Raw genomic sequence first — 18,481 nt, 5'->3', positions numbered from 1 at the left:
CGCCGCACGATGGACATGCCATCCGCGCCGCGGGCCGGACGACGGGAGGACTCATGACGCAGAGCTGGGCACCACGTCCTCCCGTCCCTGCGGACGACGCCGAGTGGCGGCCCGCGCTGGACATCCCGGCACCCGGGCCGCAGCGCCGCTGGACGGTACTGCTGCGCTGGCTGCTGCTGATCCCGCAGTTCGTCGTCGTCTGCCTGCTGGGCATCGCCGCGTTCTTCGTGACGGTGGCCGGCTGGTTCGCGGCGCTCGTCCTGGGCCGGCTGCCCGACGGGATCGCCGGCTTCCTGGGCAGGTACCTGGCGTACGAGACCCGGGTCACGGCCAGCTCCATGCTCCTGGTGGACCGCTATCCGCCGTTCGCCCTGACCGCGCCGGAGTACCCGGTGCAGATCGAGCTGCGGCCCACCACCCTGAACCGGTTCGCGGTGCTGTTCCGGCTGATCCTGATGATCCCGGCGGGGATCGTCGCCAACTTCGCGGCGGCCGGCTGGTTCGCGATCGGCTGGATCTTCTGGATCACCGGGATCGTGCTGGGGCGGCTGCCCGGGCCGGTCTTCGGGGCGACGGCGGCGGTCGCCCGCTACCGGATGCGGTTAGGCGCGTACGCCGGCATGCTGACGCCCGTCTACCCCAAGGGCCTGTTCGGCGACCAGCCGGCCGCCAAGGCGCAGGAGGCCCGCTCCGCGACCCGTCCGCTGCTCCTGGACACCACCGCGAAGGTCCTCGTCTGGCTCTTCCTGGTTCTCGGCCTGCTCACCCAGGTCTTCTCCCGCTCCACCGCCGACTACGACGACAACGGGCTCGCCCACCCGGCGCAAGTGGTACATCCGGCGGGACGGTCGTAGCGTCGAAGGGAAGGCAATACGGCGGAACTGGTGGGAGCGACCATGCGCAGACCAGTGGTGGGAACGGCGATCGGACTCGGGGCGGCCCTGCTGCTCACGGCGGGCATGACGACGGCTTCCGCGACACCGCCGACACCGGCCGCGTCGCGGGCGGTCCAGCACCCGGTGCTCGTCGACTGCCTCTGGCACCAGCGGTTCCGGCCGACCGACTTCCTGCTGGCCTGCGGTGACGGCAACAGCCTGCTGACCGGTATGCGTTGGACCCAGTGGAACGACAACACGGCGGTCGGTCACGGCGTGAACGCGGTGAACGACTGCAAGCCGTACTGCGCGGCCGGCCATTTCCGCAAGTATCCGGTGACGGTACGGCTCGACCGGCCGACGGCCTGGACGAAGCATCCGAACGTGGAGCAGTTCACGCGGATGAGCCTGAACTACTCCGGCGCCAAGCCGGAGGGATACACGCAGGTCATGAACTACCCGCTGTGGAACTGAGCGGGACCGTCACCCGGCTGCACGGCAAGCGGGGCCACGCCGTGCGCCGGGCGGGCGACGTCCCGGCCGGGGCTGCCCCGGGCCGGGACCGACGAGCAGTCATGTTGGTGTGACCGGTACGCCGGAGCTTCGCGCTCCCGTCGAAAGAGGTCACATGCCCCGATTTCTCCGTCCGGCCGCCGTCGCCCCGGCCGCGATCGCGATCGGCCTGCTCGCGGCGGCTCCCGCCGCGAGCGACGAGCCGGTCGTCTCCAGTCCGCACGTCATCGCGCACTTCGACCTGGCCGCCGGGCAGACGCCCGAGAACGTCGTCACCGAGCGGGGCGGCTCGGTCGACGTGACCTTCGCGTTCGCCCGGCAGGTCGCCAGGGTCACCCGGGAACGCCGGGTCCGGGTACTGGCCACCCTGCCCGCCGAGGACCACCCCCGCACCTCCCTGATGGGCGGCGCCGTCACCCTCGGCCTGGCCCGCGCCCACGACGGCACGCTCTACGTCAACTACGCCACCGGCACCGACCGGACCGGCGTCTGGCGCGTCCCGGCGGGCGGCGGCACACCCGAGCGGATCGCCCAGTTGCCGTCGGACAGCCTGCCCAACGGCCTGGCCCTCGACGAGCGGCACGGGGTGCTCTACGCCGCCGACTCGGCGCTGGGCACGGTGTGGCGCATCCCGCAGGCCGGCGGCACGCCGACGGCCTGGGCCAAGGGCACCGAACTCCGCGGGCTTCCCGCGCCGGCCAGCGGCTTCGGCGCGAACGGGGTCAAGGTGCACCAGGACGCGGTCTGGGTGACCAACAGCGACCGCGGGACGCTGCTGCGCATCCCGGTCGGCGCCGACGGTTCGGCCGGGGCGACCGAGACCCGGGCGACCGGCCTCACCGGCGTCGACGACTTCGTCTTCCCCGGTCACTCGGACGTCGTGCTCGCCGCGCTGAACACGTCCAACGAGGTCGTCATGGTCCGCCCGGACGGCACCCGCAGCACCGTCCTCACCGTGCAGGAGGGCCTGTCCAACCCGACCTCGCTGGCCGTGAACGGCCGCGATCTGTTCGTGGCGGGCGGCGCCTACTCCACCCAGCGCGACCCGAACCTGCTGAAGGCGCGGCTGCGCGCCCACTTCGCCCGCTCATGACCGAGGAGGGGAGGCCCGGCACCGGCCGGCCCCCCCCTCGCCCTGGTACCGGCCGGACTCAGGCGATCTCGACCAGCAGGTCGCCGCCCTCGACCTGCTGGATGCGGTTGATGGCGAGCCGGGAGATCCGGCCGGCCTTCGAGGCGGTGATGGTGGCCTCCATCTTCATGGCCTCGATGGTGGCCACCGTGGCGCCCGCCTCGACCTCCGCGCCCTCCTCGACGGCGAGGGTGACGACTCCGGCGAACGGGGCCGCGACATGGCCGGGGTTGGCGCGATCGGCCTTCTCGGTGGCCGGGATGTCCGAGGCGGCCGCCCGGTCGCGGATCTGGATGGGCCGCAGCTGGCCGTTGAGACTGGACATCACCGTGCGCAGACCGCGCTCGTCGGCCTCGCCGATCGCCTGGAGCTCGATGAGCAGCCGGACGCCGGGCTCCAGGTCGACCGCGTACTCCTTGCCCGGGCGCAGGCCGTAGAAGAAGTCCTTGCTGTCGAGGACGCTGGTGTCACCGTAGGTCTGACGGTGCGTCTCGAACTCCCGGGTCGGGGCCGGGAACAGCAGCCGGTTCAGAGTGGCGCGGGGGTCCTTGGCGAGGCCCTCGCGGTCCTCGGTGCCCAGCTCCGGTGCCGGCTTGGCGGCGCCGCGGCCCTGGAGCGCCTTGGTGCGGAACGGCTCGGGCCAGCCGCCGGGCGGGGTGCCCAGCTCGCCGCGCAGGAAGCCGATGACCGAGTCGGGGATGTCGAACCTGTCGGGGGTCGCCTCGAAGTCCTCCGGCTGCACCCCCGCGCCGACCAGGTGCAGGGCCAGGTCGCCGACCACCTTCGAGGACGGGGTGACCTTCACCAGCCGGCCGAGGATCCGGTCGGCGGCCTCGTACATCGCCTCGATGTCCTCGAAGCGGTCGCCGAGGCCGAGCGCGACGGCCTGGGTGCGCAGGTTGGAGAGCTGGCCACCGGGGATCTCGTGGTGGTAGACGCGGCCGGTCGGGGAGGCGAGGCCCGCCTCGAAGGGCGCGTAGACCTTGCGGACGCTCTCCCAGTACGGCTCCAGGTCCTCGATCGCCCGCAGGTCGAGCCCCGTGGGACGCTCCGAGTAGTCGGTCGCGGCCACGATCGCCGACAGCGAGGGCTGCGAGGTCGTACCCGCCATGGAGGCCACCGCGCCGTCCACCGCGTCCGCGCCCGCCTGGATCGCGGCCAGGTAGGTGGCCAGCTGGCCGCCCGCCGTGTCGTGGGTGTGCAGGTGGACGGGGAGGTCGAACTCCTGGCGCAGCGCGGAGACCAGCTTCGCGGCGGCGGGGGCGCGCAGCAGGCCCGCCATGTCCTTGACGGCGATGATGTGCGCGCCGGCCTCGACGATCTGCTCGGCGAGCCGCAGGTAGTAGTCGAGGGTGTAGAGCCGCTCGTCCGGGTTGGAGAGATCGGCGGTGTAGCAGAGGGCGACCTCGGCGACGGCGGTGCCGGTCTGCCGTACCGCCTCGATGGCGGGGCGCATCTGGCCGACGTCGTTGAGGGCGTCGAAGATGCGGAAGATGTCGATGCCGGTGGCGGCGGCCTCGTGTACGAAGGCGTCGGTCACCTCGGTCGGGTACGGCGTGTAGCCGACGGTGTTGCGGCCGCGCAGCAGCATCTGCAGGCAGATGTTGGGGACGGCCTCGCGCAGGGCGGCCAGCCGCTCCCAGGGGTCCTCGGCGAGGAAGCGGAGCGCGACGTCGTAGGTGGCGCCGCCCCAGCACTCCAGGGAGAGCAGTCCGGGCAGGGTGCGGGCGACGACCGGGGCGACGGCGAGCAGGTCCCTGGTGCGTACGCGGGTGGCGAGCAGGGACTGGTGGGCGTCGCGGAAGGTGGTGTCGGTGATGCCGACGGTCGGCGACTGGCGCAACGCGCGGGCGAAGCCCTCCGGGCCGAGTTCGACCAGGCGCTGCCGCGAGCCCGCGGGCGGCTCTCCGGCCGGCAGCGGGGGCAGCTTGGTGGTCGACTCGATCAGGTGGGGGCGCTCGCCGTGCGGCTTGTTGACGGTGACGTCGGCCAGATAGGTGAGCAGCTTGGTGCCGCGGTCGGCGGAGGAGCGGGCGGTGAGCAGGTGCGGGCGCTGCTCGATGAACGAGGTGGTGATCCGCCCGGCCTGGAAGTCCGGGTCGTCCAGGACGGCCTGGAGGAAGGGGATGTTGGTGGCCACACCGCGGATGCGGAACTCGGCGACGGCACGCCGGGCGCGGCCGATGGCGGCCTTGAAGTCCCGGCCCCGGCAGGTGAGTTTCACCAGCATCGAGTCGAAGTGGGCGCTGATCTCCGTACCGGCGTGGGTGGTACCGCCGTCGAGGCGGATACCGGAGCCGCCCGGGGAGCGGTAGGCGCTGATCCGGCCGGTGTCGGGGCGGAAGCCGTTGGCGGGGTCCTCCGTGGTGATACGGCACTGGAGGGCGGCGCCGTGCAGCTTCACCGTCTCCTGCGACAGCCCGAGGTCGGCCAGGGTCTCGCCGGAGGCGATGCGCATCTGGGCCTGGACCAGGTCGACGTCGGTGACCTCCTCGGTGACCGTGTGCTCGACCTGGATGCGCGGGTTCATCTCGATGAAGACGTGCTTGCCCTGGCGGTCGAGGAGGAACTCGACGGTGCCGGCGTTGCGGTAGCCGATCTCGCGGGCGAAGCGGACCGCGTCCGCGCAGATGCGGTCGCGCAGTTCGGGATCGAGGTTGGGCGCGGGGGCCAGCTCGATGACCTTCTGGTGGCGGCGCTGCAGCGAGCAGTCCCGCTCGAAGAGGTGGATGACGTTGCCCTCGCCGTCGGCGAGGATCTGCACCTCGATGTGGCGCGGGTCGACGACCGCCTTCTCCAGGAAGACGGTCGGGTCGCCGAACGCGGAGGCCGCCTCCCGGGAGGCCTGTTCGATGGACTCACGCAGCGCGGCCGGGTCCTCGACCCGGCGCATGCCGCGGCCGCCGCCGCCGGCGACGGCCTTCACGAACACCGGGAAGCCGATCTCGTCGGCGGCGCGGACCAGTTCGTCGATGTCGTTGGAGGGCTGCGAGGAGCCGAGCACCGGTACCCCGGCGGCGCGGGCGGCGGCGACCGCGCGGGCCTTGTTGCCGGTCAGCTCCAGCGTCTGGGCGCTCGGCCCGACGAACGTGATGCCCGCCTCCTCGCAGGCGCGGGCGAGTTCCGGGTTCTCGGAGAGGAAGCCGTAGCCCGGGTAGACGGCATCGGCCCCGGCCCGCCGGGCGGCGGCCACGATCTCCTCGACGGAGAGGTAGGCCCGTACCGGGTGCCCTGGTTCCCCGATCTCATAGGCCTCGTCGGCCTTCAGCCTGTGCAGCGAGTTGCGGTCCTCGTGGGGGAACACGGCGACCGTGCGCGCGCCCAGTTCGTAGCCCGCGCGGAAAGCGCGAATGGCGATCTCTCCACGGTTGGCGACCAGCACCTTGCGGAACATCCCTGGATCCCTTCAGCCTGCCGGCGACGAACACCATGGTGTCAGCCGCGCCCTGCCGTAGCCCGCGCAACATTAGGGGTTGCCCGGACCGGCTGAAGTGCGAAAACCATCACATTGACGTCGATGAGCAGTTCGGCGGGTCGGCCGCGTGACTTATGGGGTTTCGGGGAAGACGACAGAGTTGGGGAGTCTCAGGGGATCCGGAGCGACGGCACGGGGCGCTGCGGTGCGTCGGGCCGGGGTACGGGCGGGTCGGACCGGGGCGGGGTCGGCGGGGTGCGGAGGCGTTCGGCGGGGCGTTCGACGAGCCGGGCGGACATCGGCAGCCTGCGGCCGCGCAGCAGGCCGAGGGCGATCGCCGTGGCCACCGCGATCAGGTGCTCGCGGCCGGCGAGGTTCGGTACGGCGACGGACTCCCACACCATCGAACCGCCGGTCAGCGCGAAGACGACGGGCGCCCGGCGGACCACGGCCAGATAGGTGAACAGGCCCACCACAGCGGCGGACGGCCCCGTGTCGAGGATCCGGCCGGCCTCCGCGGGCAGGCCGAAGCCCCACCAGCCCGGGCCCAGCGCGACCATCACCCGGGCGGTCATGGTGCCGGCCAGGGTGGTGAGGTACGCGACGGCGAGGGTCCGGGCACGGCCGAGGATGAGTTCGGCGAGGGCGAAGGCGAGGAAGAGCTGGGTGATGCCGGCCCAGACCGGGAGGTCGAGCGCGGGGACGTAGAGCGAGACCGGGGTGCGCAGCAGGGACAGCCACAGGGGTAGGTCGGCGGTGACACCGCCGAGGTGCCACACCAGCCTCCTGCCGAAGGGGTGCTGGGCGATGCCGTGGAAGAAGATGACGCCGAACGCGGCCACGAACGCCAGCACGATCCCGCGGAGACCACGCCGTACGAGCTGCCGTACCGGCTCCACGACGATGGAGCGCCCTTCGTCGCGCAGGGTCCGCCCTGCGAACCGGACCGCACGCGCGGCCGCCGTCCCCCAGCTTCCGTTCCCCGTCATGAAAGGCATCGTCCCCTCGACACCGGCCCCCGGCCGTCGGCCCTGCGCCCCTGAAGAGCCTCTCCGCTCTCCGGCCGTTCCACGCGTCATCGTAGAGACGTTTGGATCATTTGCGACGATGCGGGAGCTACTACCGGCCGGATATCGGCGTCAGGTTTGTCACCCGTCCACGACGGAACCTCCGGGGACGTGATCACGTCCCCCTCGTCGAAACCTCGGCAAAGGAGTGGTAATGCAGCAGCCGTCGCGCCGTGTTGTGCTGACCGCGGCCCTGGGAACCGCACTGCCCGCCCGCACCGCCCCGGACACCACGGCCGGATTCCGGGCGCTGGAGCGCGCGCACGGGGCCCGGCTGGGGGTGTTCGCCTGGGACACCGGCTCGGGGGCCCAGGTCCGGCACCGTTGCGGTGAACTCTTCCCGATGTGTTCGACGTTCAAGACGCTCGCGGTCTCCGCGGTGCTGCGGGACCTGGACGAGGAGGTGCTCGGCGAGGTCGTCCACTACGACCGGACCGATGTCGAGAAGTCGGGCGGGGCGCCCATCACGGGGAAGCCGGAGAATCTCGCCGCCGGAATGACGGTCGCGGAGCTGTGCGCGGCGGCCGTCTCGTACAGCGACAACACCGCCGCCAACCTTTTGCTGGAGCAACTGGGCGGTCCGGTGGCGGTGACGCGGCTGTGCCGTTCGATCGGGGACCGGGTGACCCGGCTCGACCGGTGGGAGCCGGAGCTGAACTCGGCGGAGCCCGGCCGGGTCACCGACACCACCACTCCCCGGGCCATCGGCACCAGCTATGCGCGGCTGGCCGTCGGCAACGCCCTGGACGGTGCGGACCGGCGGCGGCTCACCGGCTGGCTGCTCGCCAACACCACCGGCGGGGAGCGGATCCGCGCGGGGCTCCCCGCGGACTGGAAAGTCGGTGACAAAACCGGAACGGGCGCCTACGGCACCGCCAACGACGTCGCGATCGCCTGGCCCCCGGGCCGCGCCCCGGTCGTCGTCGCCGTCCTGTCCACCCACACCGACCCCGCCGCCCAGGCCGACTCGGCGCTGGTGAAGGAGGCGGCCGCCGTGGTGGCCGACGTGCTCACGCGAGGCGATTCATAGCATCGTTCACAGTCGGGACACGGCAAGTAGGCGTCACGGACAGCGGTTTCCGGCAAGGGGACCGGAACTGTTCTGTTTCGATCACGAACTCTCGTATAGTGACGGCCAGTTCAGTACCGAGCGTCACATCTCCTTCACCGGAAACACTTCCCTACCCGCTCCGAGGACCAGACCGGACCGATGACCGCGCCCACGCATACCGGCGATCGACCTGCCCTCCGCACGCTCGTTCTCACCCTCGCGCCGACCGCGGTGGTGTCGGCCCTCGTGGTCGTCGCCGCGGTGACCGCCGCGCCGCCTTCGGTCCGCACCCCCCTCGCCCTGGGGGCCGGCGCGGCCGCGCTGGTGCTGTGCGCGGCGGTGACCTGGGCCGCCCACGCGGCGCGGGCCGCCCGGCGCGCCCGGCGCCGGCTGGAGACGGTGAGCCAGGACATCGGCCGGCTGCTCCAGCAACAGGTCCGCACGACCGAGGAGGCGCGCCAGGAGCAGCAGCGGCTCATCGACGAACTGGCCCAGCAGCGAAGCGAGTTCGCGGACTCCTTCGAGCAGGAGCGGGCGCGGATCCACGAAAGCAGCAGCCAGGAGCTGGACTGGTACCGGCAGGAGAACGGCCGGCTCACCGCCGACCTGGAGCAGGCCTCCCGGGAGCGGGCCGCGGCGATCGCCGCGGCCGGCAACGCGGCCGGCCGGATGCAGGCCCTGGCCACCGCCACCCTCGCCGACCTGCGGGCCATGGAGGAGCGGCACACCGACGAGGAGGTGCTCGCCGACCTGCTGCACCTCGACCACCGCACCGCCCAGGCGGGCCGGATCGCCGACTCCATCGCCGTCCTGACCGGGGCGCGCTCCGGCCGCCGCTGGGCGCGTCCGATCAGCATGGAGTCCATCCTGCGCGGCGCGCTGGGACGCATCAGCGGCTACCGCCGGGTGCGGGTGCACTCGGTGAGCGAGACGGCCGTCACCGGGCACGCGGCCGAGGGCGTCATGCACGCGCTCGCCGAACTCCTCGACAACGCGGCCAACTTCTCGCCCCCGACGGCCGAGGTCCACGTCTATGTGGAGGAGGTGCCGGCCGGGGTCATCGTGTCCGTGGAGGACAGCGGGCTGGTGATGGGCGATGTGCAGCTGCGCCGCGCCGAGCGGGCGGTCGCCGGTGACACCACCGAACTGGGCGGGCTCACCGGTACCCGGCTCGGGCTCGCGGTGGTCGGCAGGCTGGCCGGCAAGCACGGTCTGAAGGTGTCGTTCCGGCCGTCGGCGCGCGGCGGCACCGGGGTGCTGATGCTGGTCCCGCAGGACCTGCTGACCCGCCCGGTCGCCGACGAACCCGCGCTGCCCAGGCGGCCGGAGGCGGCCGAACCGGTACCGGCCCCGCCGGACCCGGCACCCGTGCACGAGTCCGCGGAGCCCGACGAGGACGAGGAGGGCCCCACCGGGCTGCCCAGGCGGCGCCGCGGCCGGACCCTCGCCGAGGCCGAGCGCCGGTCGGCGCCCCAGCCGGCCGAGCCGCGCCCGGCGCCCGCCGCCGAGGACGCCCGGGTCCGCGCCGCCCGCTTCAACAGCTTCCGGCAGGCCGTCCGCCCGGCCGCGGCCGACCCCGCCGAGGCCCCGGGCGCATCGGACCACGCCGACGCCCTCGGCGCGCCCGGCTCGGCCGGGGCCCAGGGCGCGGCCGACGCCGCCACCGCCCCCTACACCCCTAGCCCGGCGCACGACCCGGTCCCCGCCCCCCACCCGGAGTCCGGCCCCGAGCCCACGTCCCACCCGCACGCGCACCCGGAAGGCGACACCACTTCATGACCGGCAGGACCACCGCCGACGACAAGCTCACCTGGCTCATCGAGGGCCTCCTGGAGCGCACCCCCGGCGCGCGGCACGCCCTGGTGCTCTCCCGCGACGGGCTGAAGCTCTGCCGTACCCCGGAGCTCTCCGTCGACCAGGCCGACCAGCTCGCGGCGATCGCCGCCGGCATCCAGTCTCTGTCGCACGGGGCGTCCGTCGAGTTCGGCGACGGCAGCGGCGGTGTGCGGTCGGCGATGACCGAGTTCTACGGGGGCGTGCTGTTCATCGTGGAGGCCGGCGACGGCGCCCATCTGGCCGTGGTGACCAGCGAGGACGCGGACCCCGGGCTGGTCGGGCACAACATGAGCGAACTGGTCGAGCAGCTCGGCGAGCACCTGACCGCGCAGCCCCGTACGTCATGAGCCGGCCCGGCAGGGACGACGCACCCGACCGCCTGTACACCATCACCGGCGGCCGCAGCGGCACCGGACCGGACAGCCCCTTCGACCTGGTCACGCTGGTCGTCGCCGAGTCGGAGCCGACCCCGGGCATGCAGTCGGAGCACGCGGCGATCCTGCGGCTGGCCGAGTTCCCGACCTCGGTGGTGGAGATCGCCGCGGAGCTGAAGCTGCCGGTGAGCATCACCAAGGTCCTGCTGTGCGACCTGCAGGCGGCCGGCCGGGTCAGCGCCCGCCATCCGTACCGGCCGGCCATCACCGACCCCGACATCCTGGAGCAGGTGCTCGTTGGACTCCGCAACCTCTGACGCGCGCACCCCGTTGGGTGCCTCCGCCGACCACGGTTTCAAGATCGTGGTCGTGGGCGGCTTCGGCGTCGGCAAGACCACCCTGGTCCGTTCCGTCAGCGAGATACGTCCCCTCAACACCGAGGAGACGATGACCCAGGCCGGCGAGGAGGTCGACGACATCCGCGAGGTGCGTGGCAAGTCCGCCACCACCGTCGCCTTCGACTTCGGCCGGATCACGCTGGACGCGCGCAACGTGCTGTACCTGTTCGGGGCGCCGGGCCAGGAGCGGTTCTGGTTCCTGTGGGACCGCCTGTTCTCCGGCACCCTCGGCGCGGTGGTGCTCGTCGACACCCGGCGGATCGACGACTCCTGGTACGCCATCGACCGGCTGGAGAAGCACGGCACGCCGTTCATCGTGGCCTGCAACGACTTCGGCGGCCCCGTGCACACGCCCGAGGACGTCCGGCACGCGCTCGACCTGGACCCGCACATCCCGCTGGTCACCTGTGACGCCCGCTCCCGGCAGTCCGGCAAACAGGTGCTCATCCAGCTGGTCCAGCACGTCAAGAACCGGTACGCCGGCCCCTCGGCACCGGCGGACCTGCCCCGACAGGAGTTCGTGTGACCCCCGAAGCCGTGCCGCTCGGCGGCCCCCGGTTCCAGACCGAACCGGCGCGTCTGTACCGCGAGATGCGGCGCGACCACGGCGCCGTCACCCCCGTCGTGCTCGACGGGGACGTGCCCGCCTGGCTGGTCGTCGGCTACCGCGAGCTGCACCAGGTGACCGGAGACCCGGTGCTGTTCAGCCGGGACTCCGAGCTGTGGAACCAGTGGGACGTGATCCCCGACGACTGGCCGCTGCTGCCGATGATCGGCCGCAAGCAGCCGTCGATCCTCTACACGGTCGGCGAGCGGCACCGCGAGCGCGCCGGGATGATCAGCGACGCGCTGGAGGCCGTCGACCCCTTCGAACTGCGGGGCCACGCCGAGCGGTTCGCGGACGAGCTGATCGACGCGCTGTGCACCAGCGGCGAGGCGGACCTGGTCGGCCAGTACGCGATGCTGCTGCCGGTGCGGGTGCTGGCGCGGCTGTACGGCTTCTCCGACGAGGAGGGCCCCGGCCTGGTCACCGCGCTCAACGACATGATCGACGGGCGCGAGCGGGCGATCGACGGGCAGAGGCATCTGGCCACGTCCATGGCGCAGTTGCTGGCCGACCGGAAGGCGGACCCGGCCGACGACGTGGTGTCGCGGATGCTCCAGGACAAGAGCGGGTTCACCGACGAAGAGATCATGCAGGACCTGATGGTCATGATGGCGGCCGGGCACCAGCCGACGGCCGACTGGATCGGCAACTCGCTGCGCCTGATGCTCACCGACGACCGGTTCGCGGCCTCGCTGTTCGGCGGCCGCAACAGTGTCGCCGAGGCGATGAACGAGGTGCTGTGGGAGGACACCCCCAGCCAGAACATAGCGGGGCGCTGGGCCTCCCGTGACACCCAGCTGGGCGGCCGCCGGATCCGCGCCGGTGACCTGCTGATCCTCGGCCTGCAGGGCGCCAACTCCGATCCGCAGGTGCGCACCGACGCCTCCGCGCTGACCGGCGGCAACAGCGCGCACTTCTCCTTCGGGCACGGCGACCACCGCTGCCCGTTCCCGGCGCAGGAGGTCGCCGAGGTGATCGCCAGGACCGGTATCGAGGTCGTCCTCGACCGGCTGCCGGACATCGACCTGGCGGTGCCCGCCGGCTCCCTCGCCCGCCGGCCCTCGCCCTGGCTGCGGGGGCTGACCGAGCTTCCCGTCCGGTTCACGCCCGTACCCGCCCTGTAGTCCGACACCGACGGTCAGGCGCGGCACCGATTGGCGCAGTACTCCGACCCTGCCCTGGGAGGCACGTCACGATGACGACCGGTACCGAACAAACCCGGATCGCCCTCGACCCCTTCGTCACCGACCTGGACGGCGAGAGCGCGCGGCTGCGTGCCGCCGGTCCGCTCGCCGCCGTGGAGCTGCCCGGCGGGGTGCCCGTCTGGGCGGTCACCCGTCACGCCGAGGCCAAGGGGCTGCTCACCGACCCGCGTCTGGTCAAGGACATCAACGTGTGGGGGGCCTGGCAGCGCGGGGAGATACCGCCGGACTGGCCGCTGATCGGCCTCGCCAACCCCGGCCGTTCCATGCTGACCGTGGACGGCGCGGACCACCGCCGGATGCGCGCGCTGGTCGCGCAGGCGCTCACCCCGCGCCGGGTGGAGCAGATGCGGGAGCGGATCGAGAAGCTCACCCAGGACCTGCTGGACGCTCTCCCGGCGGACCAGGAGAGCCTGGACCTCAAGGCGGCCTTCGCCTATCCGCTGCCCATGTTCGTGGTCGCCGACCTGATGGGCATCGACGAGGCCGAACTGCCCCGTCTGAAGGTGCTGTTCGAGAAGTTCTTCTCGACCCAGACCCCGCCCGCGGAGGTCATCGCCACCCTCACCGAGCTGGCCGGGATCATGGCGGCGACGGTCGCCGCCAAGCGGGCCGAGCCCGGCGACGATCTGACCAGCGCGCTGATCCTGGCCTCCGAGGACGGCGACCACCTCACCGACGAGGAGATCGTCTCCACCCTCCAGCTGATGGTGGCGGCCGGGCACGAGACGACGATCTCCCTGATCGTCAACGCCGTGGTCAACCTCTCCGCCCACCCCGACCAGCGGGCCAAGGTGCTCTGCGGCGAGGTGGACTGGTCGGCGGTGGTAGAGGAGACCCTGCGCTGGTCCACCCCGACCTCGCACGTGCTGATCCGCTTCGCCACCGAGGACGTGCCGGTCGGCGACAAGGTGCTGCCGGCGGGCGACGCGCTCATCGTGTCGTACGCCGCGATAGGCCGTGACGAGGACGCGCACGGCCCGAGTGCCGGGCAGTTCGACGTCACCCGGGAGTCGAAGAACCGGCACATCTCCTTCGGCCACGGCCCGCACGTCTGCCCCGGCGCGGCGCTGTCCCGGCTGGAGGCGGGCGTCGCGCTGCCCGCCCTGTACGACCGCTTCCCCGGCCTGGACCTCGCGGTACCGGCGTCCGAGCTGCGCAACAAGCCGGTGGTCACCCAGAACGACCTCTTCGAGCTGCCTGTCCGGCTGAACCCCTAACGGGTTTTGACGGAGTACGACTTGGCTCCCGTGCCGGCCAGCCCACCGCCGTCGACGATCAGGTACTCGTCGCGGATCGGCCGGCCGGCGAGCCAGGACTCCAGGATCTCCCGGGTGCCGGCCGCGTAGCGGGCCTGGGCGGAGAGGCTGGAGCCTGAGATGTGCGGGGTCATCCCGTGGTGCGGCATGGTGCGCCACGGGTGGTCGGCGGGCGCGGGCTGCGGGAACCAGACGTCGCCCGCGTAACCGGCCAGCTGCCCGCTGCGCAGCGCCCGGTCGACTGCGTCCCGGTCGGCGATCCTGGCCCGCGCGGTGTTGATGAGATACGCGCCGCGCTTCATCGTGCCCAGCAGTTCGTCGCCGAACAGGCCCTCGGTCTCGGGGTGCAGGGGCGCGTTGATGGTGACGACGTCGCAGTGCGGGGCCATGGCGGCGGCGCTCTCGTGGAACGTCAGGTTCAGCTCGCGCTCGACGGACTCGGGCAGCCGGGCGCGGTCGGTGTAGTGCAGCTTCACGTCGAAGGGCGCGAGGCGGCGCAGCACCGCCAGACCGATCCGGCCGGCGGCGACGGTCCCGACGTGCATGCCCTCCAGGTCGTACGAACGGCTCACGCAGTCGGCGATGTTCCAGCCGCCGTCGAGCACCACCTGGTGCGCGGGCAGGTAGTTGCGGACGAGCCCCAGGATCATCATCACCACGTGCTCGGCGACGCTGATGCTGTTGGAGTACGTCACCTCGGTGACCGTCACTCCGTGGGAGATCGCGGCGTCGAGGTCGACGTGGTCGGAGCCGATGCCGGCGGTGATCGCCAGCTTGAGGTTCCGGGCCGCGGCGATCCGCTCCGGGGTGAGGTAGGCCGGCCAGAACGGCTGCGAGATCACCACGTCGGCGTCGACCAGCTCACGGTCGAAGACGGAGGCCGCCCCGTCCTTGTCGGAGGTGACGACGAGGGTGTGGCCGGCCTTCTCCAGGAAGGTGCGCAGGCCGAGTTCGCCGGAGACGCTGCCGAGGAGATGGCCGGGGGTGAAGTCGACCGCCTCGGGGGTGGGGGTGGTCTGGCCGCCCGGGTAGTGGTCGATGACGGGGACGTCGTCGCGGGCGTAGCTCTTCGGGTATCCGTCGGTCGGGTCGTCGTACAGGACGCAGAGCACCTTGGCCATGGTGGCGGCTCCTCAACTCCGTTGCGGATGGCTTCCCTTCACGATCCCCGGGTTCAACTGCGCAGGTCAAAGCGAACTTTGTTATGTGCTCATAGCCCGCGGCTATCAGTCGGGGCCGTCCAGGTGGGCGGTCAGCAGGCTGTCGAGCGCGTCCCGCAGCCGCGCCTGACGGGCGACCTTCACCAAGGCCTCGGCGAGCACGGACTGGGGTTCGCTGCGGGCGACCACGAGGCCCACCCGGGGACCGTGGGCCGGGCCCTCCAAGGGGACCACGCGCATGCCCGCCGGGACGCCGAACATGTGCAGCCAGGCGTGCGAGATCACGCTGGACCAGCGCCCGCCGGGGAGGTGGGCGTAGAGGCCGGCCACGCTGTCGGACTCGACCGCCGGAACCGGCGCGGCACCGTCGGCGGCGAAGCACTCGTCGATGATCCGCCGGTTGCGCATCCGTGGTCCGAGCAGGCACAGCGGGAGGGCGGCGGCCTGGGACCAGGTGGCGGTGGCCGGGTCGCCGAGGGGGCCGCCGACCGGGGTGAGCAGGACGTAGCGCTCCTCGTAGAGCGGGAAGCGGCGGACCTGCCGCAGTTCGTCGTCGTCCAGGTACGTCATGGCCGCGTCCAGCTCGAACTCCGCCAGACCGCGCCGGATGTCGACGGACGACAGGGACTCCATGGCCACCCGGGCGTGTGGATGCCGGTCGCAGAACGGCCCGGTGAGCAGCGCGGCCACAGGGACCGCGGTGGGGACGATCCCGAGGCGCAGGGTGCCCGTCAGGCCGTCCCGCAGGGCCGACAGCTCCTGGCGCAGCGCGTCCCGCTCGGCGAGGATGCGGTGCGCCCACGCCAGCACCACCTCGCCCTCGGGGGTCAGTCCCTCGTAGCGGCGGCCCCGGCGCACGATCGGCACGCCGAGCTCGTGCTCCAGCCTGCGTATCGCGGCGGACAGGGAGGGCTGGGAGACATGGCAGGCGGCGGCCGCGCGGGCGAAGTGCCGTTCCCGGGCGAGAGCGACCAGGTATTCGAGCCGGCGCAGCAGCATGCGGCCTCCCGGAAGGGCTCGGCGGCGGATCGACGGCGGTCGCCGTGTCCGGGTCCACGTGTACCGGGTCCACGGGTATCGGGTCCATGGGCATCGGGTCCATGGGCATCGGGTTCACGGGTATCGGGTCTGCCTGTTCCCGGTCTGGCCGCACCGGATCCGCGCGTATCGGGTCCACGGGTACCGGACGGGGGTACGGACCGGGAACGCGGGCCCGGGGCGGCCGTTTGACATCGAGTGCGCTCGAAGCCGTAGCGTCCGAAGCGCTCCACCGGACCAGGCCCCGGGCGCCGGGATGCCGACGCGCGGATTCCGCAGCTGAATGGAACGGGGCCCGCGGGCCCTCCGGAACCGGAGCCCGAACCGAGCAGGAACGAAAGGCTGGGAGTGAACATGCGACAGCGCAGTCTGCGAGACCTTCAGGTGAGCAGCATCGGCCTCGGCTGCATGGGAATGTCCGCCTTCTACGGCACCGCCGACCAGGACGAGGGCGCGCAGACCATCCACCGTGCGCTGGAACTCGGGATCACCTTCCTCGACACCGCGCAGCTCTACGGGCCGCTCACCAACGAGACGCTGGTCGGCGAGGCGGTCCGGGGACACCGGGACGAGTACGTGATCGCCACGAAGTTCAACTACCGGATGGACGACGCCGTCCCCGGCGACATGAGCAGCATCGGCCGGCAGGACGGCTCGGCCGAGCACGTGCGCAGCTCGGTGCACGGTTCGCTGCAGCGTCTCGGCACCGACTACATCGACCTCTACTACCAGCACCGCGTCGACCCGAACGTGCCGATCGAGGAGACCGTCGGCGCCATGGCCGAGCTGGTCGCCGAGGGCAAGGTGCGGCACATCGGACTGAGCGAGGCGAGCGCCGAGACGATCCGGCGGGCCCACGCGGTGCACCCGATCGCCGCGGTGCAGACCGAGTACTCGCTGTGGACGCGCGACCCGGAGGACGAGGTGATCCCGGTCTGCCGGGAGCTGGGCATCGGGTTCGTCCCCTACTCGCCGCTGGGCCGTGGCTTCCTGGCCGGCCGGTTCTCCTCCCCCGACGACCTCGACGCGAACGACTGGCGCCGCACCGGCCCCCGCTTCACCGGCGACAACCTGGAGGCGAACCTGCGGCTCGCCGAGAAGGTGAAGGAGATCGCCGCCGAGAAGGGCGTGACCCCGGCCCAGCTGGCCCTCGCCTGGGTGCTGGCCCAGGGCGAGGACATCGTCCCGATCCCGGGCACCAAGCGCCGTACCTACCTGGAGCAGAACGCCGGCGCCGTCGACGTCGAACTGACCAAGGAGGATCTGGCCCGCATCGACGCCGAGGTGCCCAAGGCCGCGGGCGAGCGCTACGACGAGGCCGGGATGAACAGCGTGAACCTCTAGGTCTCCGCTCTCGGTGGCCGCTCGATGGGGGGTGGCGCACGCTGGTGGCATGGTGAACCTGCGGAGCTGTACGGCGGGCCTGCGGCGGTCGTGGCAGTCGTCCCACGCGCTGCTGCTGCTCCCGATCGCACTCATCGTGGTGATCGCGGTGGCGGACCTGCGCGCGCCGAGGGACATCCATCTGGGCCCCGCCCTGGTCATCGCCCCCGCGCTCACCCCGTCCTTCGCCGGCCCCCGGGCCACCGCGCTGGTCGGGGTACTCGCGGTGGCCGCCCAGGTGGTGATCGCCGTGTTCCACGGCGGGCTGTTCACCGCGAACCACATAGTGCAGATCGTCACCCTGACGCTGCTCTCGGTGATGGTGGTGGTCTACAGCGCGGTCCGCGAGCGGCGCCGTGCCCAGCTGGCCCAGGTGCGCACGGTCGCCGAGGCCGCGCAGCACGTGCTGATGTGGCCGCTGCCCGAGCACATCGGCCCGCTGCGGATCGCCTCGCTATACCTGGCCGCCGAGGACGAGGCGCAGATCGGCGGTGACCTGTACGCGGTCACCCGCCGTGACGGCGAGGTCAGGGTCCTGATCGGCGACGTCCGCGGCAAGGGACTGTCCGCGATCGGGGAGGCGGCGCTGCTGCTGGGCGCCTTCCGGGAGTCCGCCCACCGGCACGTCACCCTGCCGGACCTGGCGGCCGCCCTGGAGCAGAGCGTGCAGCGCTACGCGGTGGACCTGGAGCCGCGGGAGGAGGCGGCCGAGCGGTTCGCCACCGCGCTGCTGGTCGAGATCCCCGACGAGGACCCGGTCACCAGGATGACCAGCTGCGGCCATCCGCCGCCCCTGCTGCTGAGCCCGGGGCACGCGGTGACCGTCCCGAGCCTGCATCCGTCGCCGCCGCTGGGTGTGCCCGGCGCGGGCGGCACCGAACACACCCTGGACGTGTTCTCCTTCGAGCCGGGCGACACCCTGCTGCTCTACACCGACGGTGTCGTCGAGGCACGGGACGCGCAGGGCCGTTTCTACCCGCTCGCGGACCGGGTGGCGCAGTGGACCGACGACTCTCCCGAGGCACTGATCCACCACGTGCGGCGCGATCTGCTGACCCATGCCGGCGGCCACCTCGGCGACGACGCGGCCCTGATCGCCCTGCACCGCACCCCGACCGTGCATCGCCGTCACCACCACGGTGTCCTCGGCCACGGGGCCAACCGGGCGTAG

The 18,481-nt window shown here is 72.3% G+C and carries 16 protein-coding genes; 12 read left to right on the top strand and 4 right to left on the bottom strand.

Translation table 11 applies throughout. The annotated features are described in order from the left end of the window. Positions 1–53: 53 nt before the first annotated feature. The 3 genes from ACWDGI_RS09120 to ACWDGI_RS09110 all read left to right on the top strand — a co-directional run bounded on the left by ACWDGI_RS09120 (position 54) and on the right by ACWDGI_RS09110 (position 2,481). Positions 54–854: a DUF4389 domain-containing protein gene (locus ACWDGI_RS09120; protein WP_450756923.1), complete on the top strand. Its 801-nt coding sequence runs from the start codon at positions 54–56 to the stop codon at positions 852–854. A 42-nt stretch (positions 855–896) separates the two neighbouring features. Continuing rightward, positions 897–1,349 carry a hypothetical protein gene (locus ACWDGI_RS09115; protein WP_450756921.1) on the top strand — a complete coding sequence of 151 codons (453 nt, stop codon included), beginning with the start codon at positions 897–899 and terminating at the stop codon, positions 1,347–1,349. Between the two features lie 154 nt (positions 1,350–1,503). Then, entirely contained in the window at positions 1,504–2,481 is a 978-nt protein-coding gene (locus ACWDGI_RS09110; protein ID WP_450756919.1) for an SMP-30/gluconolactonase/LRE family protein, read from the top strand. Between the two features lie 58 nt (positions 2,482–2,539). Here ACWDGI_RS09110 and ACWDGI_RS09105 read toward each other — a convergent pair whose 3' ends face one another. Further along, positions 2,540–5,914: a pyruvate carboxylase gene (locus tag ACWDGI_RS09105; RefSeq protein ID WP_450756917.1), complete on the bottom strand. Its 3,375-nt coding sequence runs from the start codon at positions 5,912–5,914 to the stop codon at positions 2,540–2,542. A 191-nt stretch (positions 5,915–6,105) separates the two neighbouring features. Next, complete coding sequence (locus ACWDGI_RS09100) at positions 6,106–6,924, bottom strand: hypothetical protein (RefSeq protein WP_450756915.1); 819 nt, start codon at positions 6,922–6,924, stop codon at positions 6,106–6,108. Between the two features lie 232 nt (positions 6,925–7,156). On the opposite strand from ACWDGI_RS09100, the gene bla reads away from it, so the two are divergent. The 7 genes from bla (at position 7,157) to ACWDGI_RS09065 (ending at position 13,690) form a co-directional block, all read left to right on the top strand. Beyond that, a complete protein-coding gene (bla, locus tag ACWDGI_RS09095; protein ID WP_450756913.1) occupies positions 7,157–8,032 on the top strand; it encodes a class A beta-lactamase in 876 nt (291 codons plus the stop codon). A 180-nt stretch (positions 8,033–8,212) separates the two neighbouring features. After that, entirely contained in the window at positions 8,213–9,832 is a 1,620-nt protein-coding gene (locus ACWDGI_RS09090) for an ATP-binding protein (RefSeq protein WP_450756911.1), read from the top strand. Next, on the top strand, positions 9,829–10,236 hold the full coding sequence (locus ACWDGI_RS09085; RefSeq protein ID WP_351734280.1) for a roadblock/LC7 domain-containing protein: 408 nt from the start codon (positions 9,829–9,831) through the stop codon (positions 10,234–10,236). The genes ACWDGI_RS09090 and ACWDGI_RS09085 overlap by 4 nt, the downstream gene beginning before the upstream one ends. Next, complete coding sequence (locus ACWDGI_RS09080; RefSeq protein ID WP_450756908.1) at positions 10,233–10,580, top strand: DUF742 domain-containing protein; 348 nt, start codon at positions 10,233–10,235, stop codon at positions 10,578–10,580. Before ACWDGI_RS09085 ends, ACWDGI_RS09080 begins: the two co-directional genes overlap by 4 nt. Continuing rightward, positions 10,561–11,187: a GTP-binding protein gene (locus ACWDGI_RS09075; RefSeq protein WP_450756906.1), complete on the top strand. Its 627-nt coding sequence runs from the start codon at positions 10,561–10,563 to the stop codon at positions 11,185–11,187. The genes ACWDGI_RS09080 and ACWDGI_RS09075 overlap by 20 nt, the downstream gene beginning before the upstream one ends. Then, the gene (locus tag ACWDGI_RS09070) at positions 11,184–12,392 is read left to right on the top strand and encodes a cytochrome P450 (protein WP_450756904.1); all 1,209 of its coding nucleotides are present in this window, start codon (positions 11,184–11,186) and stop codon (positions 12,390–12,392) included. The genes ACWDGI_RS09075 and ACWDGI_RS09070 overlap by 4 nt, the downstream gene beginning before the upstream one ends. Positions 12,393–12,463: 71 nt before the next feature. Next, positions 12,464–13,690 (top strand): cytochrome P450 family protein, encoded by a 1,227-nt coding sequence (locus tag ACWDGI_RS09065; RefSeq protein ID WP_450756902.1) that lies wholly within the window; start codon positions 12,464–12,466, stop codon positions 13,688–13,690. Here ACWDGI_RS09065 and ACWDGI_RS09060 read toward each other — a convergent pair. Together ACWDGI_RS09060 and ACWDGI_RS09055 are read right to left on the bottom strand one after the other, a co-directional pair. Continuing rightward, a complete protein-coding gene (locus ACWDGI_RS09060) occupies positions 13,687–14,850 on the bottom strand; it encodes an NAD-dependent formate dehydrogenase (RefSeq protein WP_450756900.1) in 1,164 nt (387 codons plus the stop codon). The two genes, ACWDGI_RS09065 and ACWDGI_RS09060, sit on opposite strands and share 4 nt — an antisense overlap. Positions 14,851–14,955: 105 nt before the next feature. Beyond that, positions 14,956–15,888, bottom strand: a complete 933-nt coding sequence (locus tag ACWDGI_RS09055) for a LysR family transcriptional regulator (protein WP_450756898.1) — start codon at positions 15,886–15,888, stop codon at positions 14,956–14,958. 393 nt (positions 15,889–16,281) lie between these two features. On the opposite strand from ACWDGI_RS09055, the gene ACWDGI_RS09050 reads away from it, so the two are divergent. Both ACWDGI_RS09050 and ACWDGI_RS09045 read left to right on the top strand, forming a co-directional pair. Continuing rightward, the gene (locus tag ACWDGI_RS09050; RefSeq protein ID WP_450756896.1) at positions 16,282–17,271 is read left to right on the top strand and encodes an aldo/keto reductase; all 990 of its coding nucleotides are present in this window, start codon (positions 16,282–16,284) and stop codon (positions 17,269–17,271) included. Positions 17,272–17,320: 49 nt separating this feature from the next. After that, positions 17,321–18,481 carry a PP2C family protein-serine/threonine phosphatase gene (locus tag ACWDGI_RS09045; protein ID WP_450756895.1) on the top strand — a complete coding sequence of 387 codons (1,161 nt, stop codon included), beginning with the start codon at positions 17,321–17,323 and terminating at the stop codon, positions 18,479–18,481.

Source organism: Streptomyces sp. NPDC001220, assembly GCF_053597895.1.
The sequence above is the reverse complement of the archived record's forward strand: the minus strand, read 5'-3'. Positions and strand labels throughout refer to the sequence as shown.